The organism is Pseudomonas sp. PMCC200344 (assembly GCF_030053095.1).
GTDB lineage: Bacteria > Pseudomonadota > Gammaproteobacteria > Pseudomonadales > Pseudomonadaceae > Aquipseudomonas > Aquipseudomonas svalbardensis.
Genome location: NZ_CP125618.1, coordinates 1,939,468 through 1,953,632, shown reverse-complemented (window position 1 = coordinate 1,953,632; position 14,165 = coordinate 1,939,468). Strand labels below are relative to the sequence as shown.

At 60.9% G+C, this 14,165-nt stretch carries 17 protein-coding genes; 3 read left to right on the top strand and 14 right to left on the bottom strand.

Going from position 1 to position 14,165, the window contains the following annotated elements; genetic code table 11:
* The first annotated feature begins 309 nt into the window (after nucleotides 1-309).
* The 3 genes from QFW87_RS08790 (at nucleotide 310) to QFW87_RS08780 (ending at nucleotide 2,710) form a co-directional block, all read left to right on the top strand.
* Nucleotides 310-534 (top strand): hypothetical protein, encoded by a 225-nt coding sequence (locus QFW87_RS08790; RefSeq protein ID WP_007898912.1) that lies wholly within the window; start codon nucleotides 310-312, stop codon nucleotides 532-534.
* A gap of 276 nt (nucleotides 535-810) precedes the next feature.
* Nucleotides 811-1,293: a hypothetical protein gene (locus QFW87_RS08785; RefSeq protein WP_074874727.1), complete on the top strand. Its 483-nt coding sequence runs from the start codon at nucleotides 811-813 to the stop codon at nucleotides 1,291-1,293.
* Nucleotides 1,294-1,438: 145 nt separating this feature from the next.
* Entirely contained in the window at nucleotides 1,439-2,710 is a 1,272-nt protein-coding gene (locus QFW87_RS08780) for an outer membrane protein transport protein (RefSeq protein WP_283190282.1), read from the top strand.
* A gap of 89 nt (nucleotides 2,711-2,799) precedes the next feature.
* Here QFW87_RS08780 and QFW87_RS08775 read toward each other — a convergent pair whose 3' ends face one another.
* The 14 genes from QFW87_RS08775 to cobO are packed head-to-tail and all read right to left on the bottom strand — an operon-like array spanning nucleotide 2,800 to nucleotide 14,134.
* Complete coding sequence (locus QFW87_RS08775; RefSeq protein ID WP_283183643.1) at nucleotides 2,800-3,351, bottom strand: redoxin domain-containing protein; 552 nt, start codon at nucleotides 3,349-3,351, stop codon at nucleotides 2,800-2,802.
* Between the two features lie 55 nt (nucleotides 3,352-3,406).
* Nucleotides 3,407-3,529: a hypothetical protein gene (locus QFW87_RS08770; RefSeq protein WP_008148682.1), complete on the bottom strand. Its 123-nt coding sequence runs from the start codon at nucleotides 3,527-3,529 to the stop codon at nucleotides 3,407-3,409.
* Nucleotides 3,526-4,734 (bottom strand): MFS transporter, encoded by a 1,209-nt coding sequence (locus QFW87_RS08765; protein WP_283190281.1) that lies wholly within the window; start codon nucleotides 4,732-4,734, stop codon nucleotides 3,526-3,528. Before QFW87_RS08765 ends, QFW87_RS08770 begins: the two co-directional genes overlap by 4 nt.
* A 52-nt stretch (nucleotides 4,735-4,786) precedes the next feature.
* Nucleotides 4,787-5,191: a MarR family winged helix-turn-helix transcriptional regulator gene (locus tag QFW87_RS08760; protein ID WP_283183641.1), complete on the bottom strand. Its 405-nt coding sequence runs from the start codon at nucleotides 5,189-5,191 to the stop codon at nucleotides 4,787-4,789.
* A gap of 54 nt (nucleotides 5,192-5,245) precedes the next feature.
* Nucleotides 5,246-5,977 (bottom strand): adenosylcobinamide-GDP ribazoletransferase, encoded by a 732-nt coding sequence (locus tag QFW87_RS08755; protein WP_283183640.1) that lies wholly within the window; start codon nucleotides 5,975-5,977, stop codon nucleotides 5,246-5,248.
* A 2-nt stretch (nucleotides 5,978-5,979) separates the two neighbouring features.
* A complete protein-coding gene (cobC, locus tag QFW87_RS08750; protein ID WP_283183639.1) occupies nucleotides 5,980-6,555 on the bottom strand; it encodes an alpha-ribazole phosphatase family protein in 576 nt (191 codons plus the stop codon).
* Nucleotides 6,552-7,607 (bottom strand): nicotinate-nucleotide--dimethylbenzimidazole phosphoribosyltransferase, encoded by a 1,056-nt coding sequence (gene cobT / locus QFW87_RS08745; protein ID WP_283190280.1) that lies wholly within the window; start codon nucleotides 7,605-7,607, stop codon nucleotides 6,552-6,554. The genes cobC and cobT overlap by 4 nt, the downstream gene beginning before the upstream one ends.
* Nucleotides 7,604-8,125, bottom strand: coding sequence for a bifunctional adenosylcobinamide kinase/adenosylcobinamide-phosphate guanylyltransferase (gene cobU / locus QFW87_RS08740; RefSeq protein ID WP_283183637.1), 522 nt, complete (start codon nucleotides 8,123-8,125; stop codon nucleotides 7,604-7,606). Before cobU ends, cobT begins: the two co-directional genes overlap by 4 nt.
* A gap of 15 nt (nucleotides 8,126-8,140) precedes the next feature.
* On the bottom strand, nucleotides 8,141-9,592 hold the full coding sequence (locus tag QFW87_RS08735; RefSeq protein WP_283190279.1) for a cobyric acid synthase: 1,452 nt from the start codon (nucleotides 9,590-9,592) through the stop codon (nucleotides 8,141-8,143).
* Nucleotides 9,589-10,581, bottom strand: a complete 993-nt coding sequence (gene cobD / locus QFW87_RS08730) for a threonine-phosphate decarboxylase CobD (protein WP_283183635.1) — start codon at nucleotides 10,579-10,581, stop codon at nucleotides 9,589-9,591. Before cobD ends, QFW87_RS08735 begins: the two co-directional genes overlap by 4 nt.
* Nucleotides 10,574-11,482: an adenosylcobinamide-phosphate synthase CbiB gene (gene cbiB / locus QFW87_RS08725; protein WP_095130118.1), complete on the bottom strand. Its 909-nt coding sequence runs from the start codon at nucleotides 11,480-11,482 to the stop codon at nucleotides 10,574-10,576. The genes cobD and cbiB overlap by 8 nt, the downstream gene beginning before the upstream one ends.
* Nucleotides 11,479-12,129, bottom strand: a complete 651-nt coding sequence (gene bluB / locus QFW87_RS08720; RefSeq protein WP_283190278.1) for a 5,6-dimethylbenzimidazole synthase — start codon at nucleotides 12,127-12,129, stop codon at nucleotides 11,479-11,481. The genes cbiB and bluB overlap by 4 nt, the downstream gene beginning before the upstream one ends.
* Nucleotides 12,126-13,526 carry a cobyrinate a,c-diamide synthase gene (locus QFW87_RS08715; protein ID WP_283190277.1) on the bottom strand — a complete coding sequence of 467 codons (1,401 nt, stop codon included), beginning with the start codon at nucleotides 13,524-13,526 and terminating at the stop codon, nucleotides 12,126-12,128. The genes bluB and QFW87_RS08715 overlap by 4 nt, the downstream gene beginning before the upstream one ends.
* A complete protein-coding gene (gene cobO, locus QFW87_RS08710; RefSeq protein WP_283190276.1) occupies nucleotides 13,523-14,134 on the bottom strand; it encodes a cob(I)yrinic acid a,c-diamide adenosyltransferase in 612 nt (203 codons plus the stop codon). The genes QFW87_RS08715 and cobO overlap by 4 nt, the downstream gene beginning before the upstream one ends.
* Nucleotides 14,135-14,165 lie beyond the last annotated feature (31 nt).

Below are 14,165 nucleotides of genomic sequence, written 5' to 3'. Positions count from 1 at the left end.
GGTAAACCTTGCGTCAACACAGCCTTTGAATCGAAAGCAAAGGGTGTTGCGAAGCTCACTTACTCTGACCGAACCAACCTGCAAATTGATCAGGATCTTCACCCCGGGCCCAGAACCTTTGCCCTTGATGTGTTGCCTGCCCTCCTAAGTACCTACCTGCCAGCCCAAGCGCGCCAATTTATAAGCGCTTCAAACTGGCTGCTTTGTTCCAGTCGGGTTCTTCGTTCGACCAATGGTGGTCGTCGTCACTGGAACGTTTTAATTTTGCACGGTTCTTATCCGTGTCGCTTGTAGGAACACCCAATGACTATGTCTACTCAAATCCACACCCAGGATGCCATTCGCACCCTAACCAACGCTTTTGCACCAATGAACTGCCTGATCATGGCTGCTCGCAAAGGCTGCTTCAGCTTCACTCTGGTCAACGAACACGGCATCGCTCGTCACAGCGAACGCCTGTACCCCGATCAATACTCCAGCGCCGAGCCGCTGCAGGCCGTGATCGAGCGTACCCGTCAGGCACTGGTTGCCTGATACGCCAGAAAGACTGAAAACCTCAAAAGCCTCGCTCAAAAAGCGGGGCTTTTTATTGCCTGATATTTCTCTTTTCGCTGCCACCGCCTAAGCACTAAGCGATATAACGGTTATAACTCGCAGCCGGAAATATTTTAAAAACAGGCCTTTACGGAGCGAATATGACACTACACTTCAACTCAAGCGGCTTGAGCCGCTTCCGGCGAGCCTGAGTCGATTCACCCGCTGCCAAGGCCCCTTCAGGTATCGCCGACCATTTCACGTTTCGAGGGCTTTATGGGTATCGCTGCCAGCGAACTGTGCCGTTATGTGATCCGCCCGACATTGATTTACCTCGGGCGCCATAGCGCAACTGCCGAATCCCTGCTGCTGGGCGTCGCCGCCAGCCAGTCAGCCCTGGGTACTGCCCTGCATGACCGCCGTGGACACGGCCTGTACCGAATCGCCGAACCCCGCCACCAGGCACTTTGGGACCACTACCTGGCACTTGACCCGGAACGCGCAAGCCTGGTTCGCGGCCTGGCCAGCCAGCATGCTTTCCTGAGTGGTCCGCACCTCGAATTGACCGTCAACCTGCGTTACGCCACAGCCATCGCCTGGCTGCTGGTAGAAGAACAGAACACCCCCCTCCCCGAAGCAGACGACCTACTGGGAATGGCCCGTATCTGGCGCCAGACCTTCCAGCCTCAAGGACGCCTGAGAGACTTCACCTGCGCCTGGCAAACCTGTGTTTCACCGCTGAATCAGGTCGCCTGTTGATCTGCTGTTTCCACAAGATCGCGTAACTGCTGCGATTTTGGTCGGATTGTCCTACAAAACCGCTCTAAATCAAGCATTACAGCCTATGGCGCTGGAACGAAAATGTTGGTAATTTTCGCCCCGGTGATCACCAGGAGTTCTAATAATGAAAAAAGTAATGCTCAAAACCACCCTTAGCCTCGCCGTTGCCTTGGCATCCACCCAGATCTTCGCAAGTGGCTTCGCCCTCAACGAACAAAGCATCAGCGGGATGGGGACAGGTTTTGCCGGGCGATCTTCAGCTGCCGACGACGCATCCACTGTTTTTGGTAACCCTGCCGGCATGTCTCGCCTCAAGCGCGAACAAGTGACGGGTGGTGTTGCATTTATCGACGCGCACACTGATATCAGTGATGCGAACTCCAGTCCGAATGGTGGTACCAACAAAGGTGACATGGTCCCTTTCATGGGCGTCCCCATGGGCTACTACGTAAAGCCAATCGATGACCAGTGGGCAGTCGGTTTCGGCGTCTACGCTCCATTCGGCCTGGTGACCGACTACGAGAACGGCTTCGCCGGCAAATACTTCGGCAGCAAGAGCGAAGTCAAAATCGTGACTCTCCAGCCAACCGTCAGCTACGCCTTCAACGACAAGGTGTCGATCGGTTTCGGTCCGACCATCAACCGCATCGACGGTACACTGGAATCGAACCTGTCGCTGAACCCTCGCGCAGCAGACGGTACCGTCAAGATCAAGGGTGACGACACCGCGCTGGGTTACAACATCGGCATCATGGTTCAAGCCCTCGAAAGCACTCGCCTCGGCCTGACCTATCACTCGAAAGTGAAGTACAAGCTCGAAGGTGACACCAAGGTCAACTACGGCGTGCTCGCGGCGCTGGGCCAGAACCCGAACCAGAAGTTCGACGCTTCGCTGGACATCACCACGCCTGAGTCGGTGGACTTCTCGGTCACTCACCAGTTGAACGACCAGTGGACCCTCTACGCAGGCAGCACCTGGACTCGCTGGAGCCGACTGAAAGAGATCTCCGTCGAGAACGAAGGCGTTCCTGCCGCCCTGGCCGCACGCGGCTTTGGCACCATCACCGAAGAGCAGAACTGGCACGACACCTGGGCTCACGCCATCGGTGCGTCCTATCAGCTGAACAAGCAGTGGGTGCTGCGTACCGGCCTGTCGGTTGACCAGTCGCCGACCAACAACGAAAACCGCTCTCCACGCATCCCGACGGGCGATCGCAAGATTTTCAGCTTGGGCGCTGGCTGGAGCCCGACCGACGACCTGACCATCGACGTAGCGTACTCGTACCTGCGCGAAGAGTCGGTCAAGGTCAACAACAGCAACGGCCGCCAGAATTACAGCGCCGAGTATGAAAACTATGCGAACGGTTTCGGTGTTGGCGCGACCTACCGCTTCTGATGATTCACGGCGAGCTTGAACCACTCGCCGCGTGAATTGAAAAAGCCCCGCTCTCTTGTACAGAGGCGGGGCTTTTTAACGGGTGTGGATCAGGGTTGCGAGGCCAGGGCTTTCTCCACCGCAGCGATGAACTCGGGATCGTCAGGCGTGGTCAGGCTGGAGAAATTGGCGATCACCTTGCCTTTGCGATCGACCACATATTTGTAAAAGTTCCACTTCGGCGCGGTACTCTGCTTGGCGATGATCTTGAACAAGTGAGTCGCGTCATTACCGCGGACTTTCTGCGGTTCAGTCATGGTGAACGTCACGCCGTAGTTCACGTAGCAGACCTTGGCAGTCTCTTCGCCATCCTTGGACTCTTGCTTGAAGTCGTTGGACGGAACGCCGATCACCTCCAGCCCCTGTTCCTTGTAACGCTGATTCAGCGCCTCAAGGCTTTTGAACTGCGGGGCGAAACCACAGAAGCTCGCGGTATTGACCACCACCAGCGGTTTGCCAGCGAAGCGTTGGCACAGGTCGATGGATTCCTTGGCGCGCAGCTTGGGCAACGAGCCTTGCAAAAGGTCCGGGCACTCTGCCGCTTGAACCCATCCACTAAACGCTACCAGTAATGCGGGAACTGCGAGCCAGCGCATCAGCATGTCGGTGCATCCTTGAGAAGTCGTTAAAAACGAAGTTACTCGCCCTCGCATCCTGCTAGCAAGCACCCATGCCCAGTTGCATCAACGCCAGCCCGCCCTGATGCCAGCCCCACCACGACAAGGCGAGCAGCAAGGCGCAGACAGCGACGACAGCGATACGCGGCCAGAGGCTGTTCATAGCGCACTCATCTGTGTTTGCAGGCGCGCCACCGGCTGCTCACGCACCGGCCAGTTCAGGGCGGCGGCCAACAGGCTCAAGAGTATCGCTACCTGCCAGATCAAGTCATAGCTCCCGGTTCGGTCGTACACCACCCCGCCCAACCAGCCGCCGAGGAACGATCCGAGCTGGTGAAACAGGAAAACAATCCCACCGAGCATGGACAGATTTCGCACGCCGAACAAGGTCGCGACGGTACCGTTGGTCAAGGGCACGGTCGACAGCCAAAGAAAGCCCATCGCCATACCAAACAGGTAAGCGGTGGTCGTCGTGACCGGCGCCAACAGGAACAACCCGATCACCACTGCCCGCAGCAGATACAGGCCGGTGAGCAAACGCGGCTTGGACATCCGCCCGCCGAGCCAGCCCGCCGTGTAAGTACCGAAAATATTGAACAGCCCGATCAACGCCAGCACCGTCGTACCGACGCTCGCCGGAAGATGCTGATCCACCAGATAAGCCGGCAAGTGCACGCCGATGAATACCACTTGAAAACCGCAAACAAAAAAGCCGAACGCCAGCAGCCAGAATCCCGAATGTGAACAGGCCTCGTGCAGGGCTTCGGACAGTGTTTGTTCATGACCGAACACCGGTAGCGGCTTGTCCTTGAGCATGCTCACCAGCGGCACGATCAGCGCCACCAACAGGCCCAACACCAGCAATGCCGCTGACCAGCCGAGCCAGCCGATCAACCCCAGCGTACCGGGCAACATGGCGAATTGACCGAAAGAGCCGGCAGCGCTGGCGATGCCCATGCCCATGCTGCGTTTCTCTGGCGGCACTGCGCGGCCGACCACGCCGAGGATCACCGAGAACGAAGTGCCCGACAGACCGATGCCGATCAACAGGCCGGCACTCAGGGACAAGGTCACGGCCGAATCCGACAGGCCCATGAACACCAGGCCCAACGCATACAGGACACCGCCGACCAGCACCACTTTCGCGGCGCCAAAGCGGTCGGCCAGCGCGCCGGTGAATGGCTGCGCCAGGCCCCAGATCAGGTTCTGCAAGGCGATAGCGAAGGCAAACGTCTCACGCCCCCAGCCGAACTCGGCACTCATCGGCGCCAGAAACAGCCCGAAGCCGTGTCTGACGCCCAAGGACAACGCGAGAATCAGCGCACTCCCCAACAAAACCCAACCGCACGTACGCCACATCGAGGTCATTCTTATTCTCCGGTAGCGGGTATATACCCGCTTAAGATCGGAAAAACCGGCATCACGCCAGTTCGTCCAGCAGTCGCAGCAAGGTTTCGCGTTTCTCGGCACCCAGACGGTCAATCAACCGCTGTTGCGCCGCTTCCCAGGCGGGCAAGGCCGCTTTTAGGCGTTCAATACCCGCCTCGGTGAGCATGACGATGCGATTGCGCATGTCTTCGCCCTCGACCAGCATCAGCAGGCCTTCGCCTTCCAGCACCCGCAGATTGCGCCCCAAGGTGCTGCGATCCAATCCCATGGCCTCGGCCAACGTGGAAATACTCGGCTTATCCAGACGCTGCAGATTACACAGCAGAGAATACTGGGCAACGTTGATCCCGAAGCCATCGAGCGCGCCGTCGTAGTGTCTGCTGACGCCACGGGCGGCGCGACGCAGGTTGATGCATAAACATTGGGAATCGAGCATGGTGCGTGTATATACCCGCGGTTGTGTTAAATCAAGTTACATGATGTGGGAAGTTCAGCAGATAGCCAATCCCACCAGCACCGCGACCTCAAGGATTTCCAGCAACGCCCCCGCCGTATCGCCCGTGGTGCCGCCCAATCGGCGCAGCATCACTTGCCGCAGCCAGACAAACACCAGCGCCGCCAGCACGACTGCCAACACGCCGCTGAGACCGGCAATCAAAACACACGCCAACGCACTCACCGCCAACACCTGCTTGCCCGCCAAACGCGGCAGATGATCGGCCAGCGCTTGCCCCAAGCCACCGGCGCGCACATAAGGCGTGGTCAGGAACAAGCCCAGCATCGCGCTGCGCCCGATCAACGGAACAATGATCAGGACAACGGCGTGTTGCTGCTCGATCAATGCCAGCAACGCGGCGAATTTGAGCAGCAACACCAGTACCAGCGTCACGACCGCAATCGGCCCGCTGCGCGGGTCCTTCATGATCGTCAACGTGCGCTCTCGATCGCCGAACCCACCGAGCCACGCATCGGCGCTGTCGGCCAGGCCGTCCAGGTGCAACGCGCCGCTGAGCAATACCCAAACCGTCAGCAACAGCGCTGCGTGAAGCAATAACGGCGTACCGAGCAGCAGCCAGTTGAACGCCCACAAAATCCCGCCGAACAGCAGGCCGACCAGCGGATAAAACAGCAACGACCGCCCCAACTCCTGTGGCGCCGGCATGCCCGGCAGACGAATCGGCAGACTGCTCAAAAATTGCAGGGCGATCCAGAACGGCAACATGGTCAGATCGCTTCCTTTAACAACACGCCGGATTCGACCGTCAGCGAAAACAACGCGCCATGCCCGACTTCGACGTTGAGCAACTGCTCACGAGGCAATCCCCGCGCCTGAGCCAGCAACAAGCGCATGACCCCGCCGTGACTGATCAGCAACACCCGCTCGCCTGCGTAGGTAGCCTGCAAGCGCCCAACAGCGGCCAACACCCGCGTCGAAAAATCCACCACCGCCTCACCCTGAGGCGGCGTAAACGAATAAGGGTCGGCCCAAAACAATCCCAACGCCTCGGCATCGGTGTCCATCAGAGCGGAGGCGCTCCGTCCTTCCCATGCGCCGAAGTGCAGCTCCTGGAGGTCTTTATCCAACTGCACCGGCAAACCAAGCTGTGCACCGAGTTCTTCGGCGAACCGCGCACACCGCTGCAGTGGCGAGCTGACCAAATGATCCCAAGGCCCCTGCTCGACCACCGCCGCGCGCATCTGCGCCCAGCCCTTTTCGGTCAGTGCATCGTCAAGGCTGCCGCGCAAGCCGCCGCCGAGTTCGGTTTCGCCGTGGCGCAACAGGTCCAGACGCAAAGTCATGCCGGACGGTCCGCCACGGCGGCCTCGGCGAAAGTCGCCATCTGCCCGTGAAGGTCGCACGCCAGACGCAGCAACGGCACGGCCAATGCGGCGCCACTGCCCTCACCCAGACGCAGGCCGAGGTCCAGCAGCGGTTCGGCGTTCAGGGTTTCCAGTACATGACGATGACCCGGCTCGGCGCCGCGATGACCGAACAACATCCACTGACGGCATTCAGGGTTCAAGCGCACCGACACCAACGCCGCGACACTGCAAATAAAACCGTCCACCAGCACCGCGACGCCTTCCTGAGCACACGCCAGATACGCGCCGACCAGCGCAGCGATTTCAAAACCGCCGAGGTTGTACAGGGTTTGTAGCGCATCGCCACGTTGAGCACTGTGCAACGCCAAAGCGCGCTCGATGACCTGAGCTTTATGGCTGACACCCGCCGCGTTCAAACCCGTGCCCGGCCCGGTCAGATGCACCACCGGGCAATCGAGCAAGGCACAGGCCAACGCGCTGGCCGCAGTGGTGTTACCGATGCCCATCTCGCCACCGATAAACAACTGCGCACCCGCCGCGATGGCGCGCTGCACGCTGTCGCGGCCGGCCTGCAAAGCGAGTTCGCCTTGAGCCGGCGTCATGGCCGCCCCTTCGACGAAATTCGCCGTGCCCGGGCCGATGTTCACGTGACGCACGCCTGGTAAATTCAACGACGGCGTCACCGTGCCGAGGTCGACAACTTCCAGGGATGCCCCGAGTTGCCGCGCCAACACGCTGATCGCCGCGCCACCGCTGACGAAGTTGTGCAGCATCTGCCCGGTGACTTCCTGAGGAAATGCCGACACCCCTTCCGCGACCACGCCGTGGTCACCGGCAAAAATCGCGATCCACAGCTGATCGAGTCTCGGCTTGACCTGCCCCTGCAACCCGGCCAATTGCACGGCCACCGACTCAAGCCGACCGAGGGAGCCGGCCGGTTTGGTCAGTTGCTGTTGACGGGCCTGCGCCTGCTCGACCGCTTGAGCATCGATCGGTTTGCATGGGTTCAGCCACCAGGATTGAGTCATAACGCAGTTCCTTTCAAAGTCAGGGGCAGGCCGGCGACGGTCAGGACAACTCGCTCACAGCGCTCGGCCAACGCTTGATGCAGCCAACCGGCTTCATCGACATAGCGGCGGGTCAATTCGCCCAGCGGCACGACACCCATTCCGGTCTCGTTGCTGACAAAAATGATTTCACCCGGCAGCGACGCCAGGCAGTCCAGCAACGCATCACGTTCGGCCGACAGACGCTCGGTGTCGTCGAGCATCAGCAGATTGGTCATCCACAACGTCAGGCAATCCACCAGCAGGCACCGATCGGTGCTGGCGGTTTCGCGCAGGACGCGGGCGAGTTCCACAGGCTCTTCGATCAATGCCCATTCGGCCGGACGACGGGCGCGGTGATGGGCGACCCGCTCGTTCATTTCACCGTCGAGCGGTTGACTGGTGGCGATGTAAGTCACTGCCAGAGCGCTGTCGGAGGCGAGTTTTTCGGCCAGGCGACTTTTGCCGGAGCGGGCGCCGCCGAGGATCAGTTGCAGCATGCTGATAACCCTTCTTTAAAACCCACAGAGCTCACGCAACAACCCGGTATCAAGATGCTTCTCCACCAGATCCGCCAGCCGTTCGATATCGCGCTCACGCAACGCGTGATAATCCACGTCCTGCACCGCCTGCAAACCTGCCCAGCGCAACAGCGCACTGCACGCCGCGGGCGATTCAAACAGCCCATGCAGATAGGTGCCGAATATCTGCCCGTCCACACTTTGCGCACCGTCGCAGCGACCGTCGTCCAACTGCACCGCGGCGTTTTCCAACGCCGGACCGGTGGTCACGCCGGCGTGAATTTCATAGCCGCTGACCGGCGCGTCTTCGAGCGCCAGACGCCCGCGCACATTGCGCAATTGCTTCTCTTCTTCGAGCTGGGTTTCGAACGTCAATAAGCCCAAACCAGCGCTGGAACCCGGTGCACCTTCGAGGCCCAGCGGATCGTGGACCTGCTCGCCGAGCATTTGCAAACCACCGCAAATGCCCAGCACTTTGCCGCCATAACGCAGATGACGACTGATCGCAGTGTCCCAGCCATTGGCCCGCAGATACGCGAGGTCGCTGCGCACGCTTTTCGAACCGGGGAGAATCATCAGGTCGGCCGGTGGAATCGCCTGGCCGGGGCCGATGAATTGCAGATCCACCTGCGGATGCAGGCGCAGCGGATCGAAATCGGTGTGATTGCTGATGCGCGGCAGCACCGGCACCAGCACTTTCAGCACCTGGTCGGCCTTGTCGGTCTGACGCTGGTCAATGCCGTCCTCGGCCTCCAGGTGCAGGTCCATCACGTAAGGCAGAACGCCGATCACCGGTTTGCCGGTGCGCGCTTCCAGCCAGTCAAGACCCGGTTGCAGCAAAGCGATATCACCGCGAAACCGGTTGATGATGAAGCCTTTGACCCGCGCCTGCTCGCTGGGCGACAGCAGCTCCAGCGTGCCCACCAGATGCGCAAAAACCCCGCCGCGATTGATATCGGCGATCAGCAGCACCGGACAATCCACGGCCTCGGCAAAGCCCATGTTGGCGATGTCACCGGCACGCAGATTGATCTCGGCCGGCGAGCCCGCGCCTTCGACCATGACCACTGGATACGCGGCGCTCAGCCGTTCATGAGAGGCCAGCACTGCTTGCATGGCGATGGCTTTGTAGTCGTGATACGCGACGGCGTTCATCGTCGTGACCGCGCGGCCATGGATGATCACTTGAGCGCCGGTATCGCTGTTGGGCTTGAGCAGCACCGGGTTCATGTCGGTGTGCGGCTCAAGGTTGGCGGCCTGAGCCTGCACCGCTTGCGCACGACCGATCTCGCCACCGTCGGCGGTCACGGCACTGTTGAGCGCCATGTTCTGTGGCTTGAACGGCACGACGCTCACACCCTGACGCGTGACCCAGCGGCACAACGCCGTCACCAGCGTACTTTTACCGGCGTCGGAAGTGGTGCCCTGCACCATCAACGTAGTCATTGGGTTTCCCTAGCGTAGGCTTCGAACGCTTGCGCGAGACGTGTCCAGTCGGCTTCATCGGCGGGCAAACCGAAACGCAGGCTGCTGTTGTGCGTGAACAACCGCAACAGAATGCCGCGCCGGGCCATGAACTCATGCAGGACTTCGGCGCTGTCGGTGATCAGCCATTGAAACAAGGCGCAGCCACCCTGGGGTTTGAAACCGTGGTGTTCAAGCAGCAGCGCCAGACGTTCACTGGCTTCATCAGCGCGAACCCGTTGCCGGGCATGCCCTTCGGTATCCAGCAGACAGGCCTGCCCCAGCACCCGTGTCGGCCCGCTGACCGCCCACGGTCCCACTTGCTCAGCCAGCAACTTGAGCAACTTGCGCTCGGCCAGCACAAAACCCAGGCGCACACCGGCCAGGCCGAAAAATTTGCCGAAGGAACGAAGCACGATCAACCCGACCTGATTGGAAAAAGGTGCGAGGCTCAGCTGCGGTGTGTTGTCCATGAACGCCTCGTCTACCACCAGCCAGCCACCACGTTGGGCCAGCCGCGAATGCCAGTCGAGCAGCCGACTCGGTGTCAGGCTCAGGCCGGTAGGATTGTTCGGGTTGACCACCACCAGCACGTCGAGGCTGTCGAGAAAGAAGTCGACTTCCTGCTCCAGCACTTCACGCACGATGTAGCCATTACGGCGCCACGCTTCGGCGTGTTCGGCGTAACACGGCGAGAGCACGCCGACCTTGCCGACCCGGCGCAAACGCGGCAGCAGCTGGATCGCCATTTGCGAACCGGCCACCGGCAGCACCTGAGCGGCGCCGTAATAATCACAGGCCGCCTGCTCCAGACCGTCATCGGTTTCCGGCAAACGCGCCCAGGCCCGCAACGGAATCTCCGGGACCGGAAACGGCCAGGGCGCGAGGCCGCTGGACAGGTCGAGCCAATCGGCTTCGGCGATGCCGTAATCGAGCGCCGCCTTGCGTAACCGACCACCGTGCTCAAGCATAAAATTCAGCCCCCACGCAGAGTATCAGCAACCATAACCATACCCCGCGCTGGACCAATTGCCAGCCGCGGTCGATGGAGTCGGCATCCGCCGGCACGCCTTCGCCTAGCGGCGGACGCTGATGCAGTTCACCGTGATAAATCGCCGCCCCGCCCAACTCGACACCGAGCGCACCGGCTCCGGCCGCCATCACCGGACCGGCATTCGGGCTGTCCCAGGTCGGGCCTTGAGTACGCCAGCATTTCAGCGCCAGTCGGGTTTTGCCCAGCAGCGCGTAGGTCAGCGCCACCAGGCGTGCTGGAATATAGTTGAGGACGTCGTCGATCTTTGCCGCGGCCCAGCCGAAACGCTCGAAGCGTTCATTGCGATAACCCCACATCGCATCCAGCGTGTTGCTCAAACGGTAGAGCACCACGCCAGGCGCGCCGGCCACGGCAAACCAGAACAACGCGGCAAATACTGCGTCGCTACCGTTCTCCAACACGGATTCGGTGGCGGCGCGGGCGACTTCGGTTTTATCCAGTTCGCTGGTCTGGCGGCTGACCAGATAGCTGACCCGTTTGCGCGCCTCGTCCAAATCATCGCTGCGTAGAGCCTTGGCCACCGGTTCGACGTGTTCACCGAGGCTGCGCATACCGAGGGCGCAATAGAGCACGAGAATTTCGACGATCCAACCGACATAGGGCGCCCAGGAAAACGCCGTGGCCAGCAGGGTCAGCGGCAACACCGCGATCACCCAGGCAGTGACGCCATGGCTGCGCCAGCCGCGACCCTCACCATTGAAACGTTGCTCGATGCGATCGGCAAAACGGCCGAACGCCACCAGCGGATGCCAGCGTTTGGGTTCACCCAGCAGCGCATCCAGCGCAACCGCGGCGACACTCAACAACGCCACACTCATTGACTTACTCCCCAATAATTTTCGTACAGCAACTCACTGAGCGGACGCGCCTGCGCCCAGCCTTCAAGTACCAGCATCGGCGCCGGATAGAATTCCTTGACCGGCCCCAGGCAAAGAACGGCCAACGGCTTGGCTCCGGCCGGCAAACCCAGCAGGTCCGCCAGGGCTTGCGGCTCGAACAGCGACACCCAGCCCATGCCCAATCCTTCAGCGCGGGAGGCCAGCCAGAGGTTCTGGATCGCGCAGGACAACGAGGCCAAATCCATTTCCGGCAAGGTGCGTCGGCCGAAGATGTGGCGCTCGCGATCGTCCATCAGCGCAGCGACCAGCACTTCGGCGCAGTCGTTGATGCCTTCGACTTTCAGCTTCATGAATTCGTCGGTGCGCTCGCCGAGGGCTTCGGCGGTGCGGATGCGTTCTTCTTCCACCAATAACTGGATCTTGCCGCGCAGGGCTCGATCGCTGATGCGAATGAACCTCCAGGGCTGCATCAGACCGACACTCGGTGCCTGATGCGCAGCTTCGAGCAGGCGCCGCAGTAACTCCGGCTCGACGGTGCCACCGCTGAAATGACGCATGTCGCGGCGTTCGCCGATGGCTCGGTAGACCGCCGCGCGCTCAGCTTCGGAGAAGGCGTTGTCAGTCATGGCCTCTTCGCGAGCAGGCTCGCTCCCACATTGGAAGGTGTGCTGTCTGAAGAAACGCGGTCCCCTGTGGGAGTGAGCCTGCTCGCGATGGCGGCCTCAAGGTCAGGCGCAAACAATGCGGCTACAGCAGTCGGATTGGATGGGAAATAAAAGTGCACATAAGAAGCCGTCATCCGCCCCTCACGATAAACCGCCTCTGCGCCTCGCCCACCGTTCGGGCTCAGGCCACGAGCGATTGGCTCAAGTTCGGTGCTGGTTAGCGAATGGTGATAGGTGTGCCCGCGCAACGAACCTTCTGGCAACTCAACTGCCTGCAACGCCAACGCGGCCAGACGCTTTTGCATCACCGCATCACCGGCCAGCAAGCCGACCAGTTCAGCACGGGTACCTTCGACATCCGTCAGAGAATCGAGCAGATACAGCATGCCGCCGCACTCGGCCAACAACGGTTTCCCCGCCGCATGGTGAGCGCGGATTGCGGCCAGCATCGTGGTGTTCTGTGACAGCGCTACATGGTGCAATTCGGGATAACCACCCGGCAGATAGAGGCTATCTGCCTCCGGTAATTGCGTGTCACGGATCGGCGAGAAAAACGACAACTCGGCGCCCATGGCGCGGAGCAAATCCAGGCTGGCACCGTAGGTGAAGGCAAACGCTTCGTCACGGGCCACAGCAATCCGCACACCGGCCAGCAACGGCTCGGCAGCGATGACATCAGGGGCGGCGAATTCCACCGCTGGTGGCAGCGCGACTTCGCAACTGCTGGCCAGTGCATCGGCCGCCGCATCGAGGCGCAGATCGAGATCGTTCAACTCACTGGCCTGAACCAGACCCAAATGGCGACTCGGCAATTCGATCCCGGTTTCCCGGGACAACGCGCCGTACCAGCGCAAACCTTCAGTGAGGCTGCCTTCCAGTAATTGCGCGTGACGCAGGGTGCCGACGCGGTTGGCCAGCACACCGGCAAACGGCAAGTCCGGCTGATAACGCGCCAGCCCCAACGCCAGTGCGCCAAAGGTCTGGGCCATGGCCGTGCCGTCGATTACACCGAGCACCGGCACACCGAAGTGCCGCGCCAGATCTGCGCTGGACGGCGTACCGTCGAACAGGCCCATGACGCCTTCGATGAGGATCAGATCGGCTTCGCCGGCGGCTTCCCACAACAGTCGACGACTTTCCTGCTCGCCGACCATCCACATGTCCAGTTGATACACCGGTGCACCGCTGGCGCGCTCGAGAATCATAGGGTCGAGAAAATCCGGGCCGCATTTGAACACGCGCACCTTGCGCCCCTGATTGCGATGCAAACGGGCCAGCGCGGCGGTCACGGTGGTCTTGCCCTGACCGGAGGCCGGCGCGGCAATCAATACCGCCGGGCAATGACGTGGCTGACTCACAATTCGACGCCTTTTTGCGCTTTGATCCCGGCCTGGAATGCGTGCTTGATCACGCCCATTTCGGTGACGGTGTCGGCCAGTTCGACCATCTCCGGCTTGGCGCCGCGACCGGTCACCACCACGTGCTGCATCGGCGGACGGGCCTGCAAGTCGCTGAGCACTTGATCGAGATCCAGATAACCGTGCTTGAGCGCGATGTTCAATTCATCCAGCACCACCAGGCCGATCGACGGATCACACAGCAATTCGCGGGACACCGCCCACGCGGCTTCAGCGGCGGCGATGTCACGCTGGCGATCCTGGGTTTCCCAGGTGAAGCCCTCGCCCATCACATGAAAACGCACCTGTTCCGGGAAGCGCCGGAAGAACAGTTCTTCGCCGGTGCTGCTGCGTCCTTTAATGAACTGCACCACGCCACACTGCATGCCGTGGCCCATGGACCGGGCGAGCATGCCGAAGGCCGAACTGCTTTTGCCTTTGCCGTTGCCGGTCAGCACCAGCAGCAGGCCGCATTCATTCGGGGAATTGGCGATGCGTTCGTCGATCACGGCTTTTTTTCGCAGCATGCGCGCCAGATGACGTTCGTCACGATCGGGGGTATCAGTCATGGGGGAGCTCTCCGTTGAGGCTGGATAACGG

Bases quoted from the DNA above. Each gene is read 5' to 3' on its own strand.
- QFW87_RS08790 (WP_007898912.1), top strand. From the start codon at position 310: ATGTCTACTCAAATCCACACCCAGGATGCCATTCGCACCCTAACCAAC.
- QFW87_RS08785 (WP_074874727.1), top strand. From the start codon at position 811: ATGGGTATCGCTGCCAGCGAACTGTGCCGTTATGTGATCCGCCCGACA.
- QFW87_RS08780 (WP_283190282.1), top strand. From the start codon at position 1,439: ATGAAAAAAGTAATGCTCAAAACCACCCTTAGCCTCGCCGTTGCCTTG.
- QFW87_RS08775 (WP_283183643.1), bottom strand. From the start codon at position 3,351: ATGCTGATGCGCTGGCTCGCAGTTCCCGCATTACTGGTAGCGTTTAGT.
- QFW87_RS08770 (WP_008148682.1), bottom strand. From the start codon at position 3,529: ATGAACAGCCTCTGGCCGCGTATCGCTGTCGTCGCTGTCTGCGCCTTG.
- QFW87_RS08765 (WP_283190281.1), bottom strand. From the start codon at position 4,734: ATGACCTCGATGTGGCGTACGTGCGGTTGGGTTTTGTTGGGGAGTGCG.
- QFW87_RS08760 (WP_283183641.1), bottom strand. From the start codon at position 5,191: ATGCTCGATTCCCAATGTTTATGCATCAACCTGCGTCGCGCCGCCCGT.
- QFW87_RS08755 (WP_283183640.1), bottom strand. From the start codon at position 5,977: ATGTTGCCGTTCTGGATCGCCCTGCAATTTTTGAGCAGTCTGCCGATT.
- cobC (WP_283183639.1), bottom strand. From the start codon at position 6,555: ATGACTTTGCGTCTGGACCTGTTGCGCCACGGCGAAACCGAACTCGGC.
- cobT (WP_283190280.1), bottom strand. From the start codon at position 7,607: ATGACTCAATCCTGGTGGCTGAACCCATGCAAACCGATCGATGCTCAA.
- cobU (WP_283183637.1), bottom strand. From the start codon at position 8,125: ATGCTGCAACTGATCCTCGGCGGCGCCCGCTCCGGCAAAAGTCGCCTG.
- QFW87_RS08735 (WP_283190279.1), bottom strand. From the start codon at position 9,592: ATGACTACGTTGATGGTGCAGGGCACCACTTCCGACGCCGGTAAAAGT.
- cobD (WP_283183635.1), bottom strand. From the start codon at position 10,581: ATGCTTGAGCACGGTGGTCGGTTACGCAAGGCGGCGCTCGATTACGGC.
- cbiB (WP_095130118.1), bottom strand. From the start codon at position 11,482: ATGAGTGTGGCGTTGTTGAGTGTCGCCGCGGTTGCGCTGGATGCGCTG.
- bluB (WP_283190278.1), bottom strand. From the start codon at position 12,129: ATGACTGACAACGCCTTCTCCGAAGCTGAGCGCGCGGCGGTCTACCGA.
- cobO (WP_283190276.1), bottom strand. From the start codon at position 14,134: ATGACTGATACCCCCGATCGTGACGAACGTCATCTGGCGCGCATGCTG.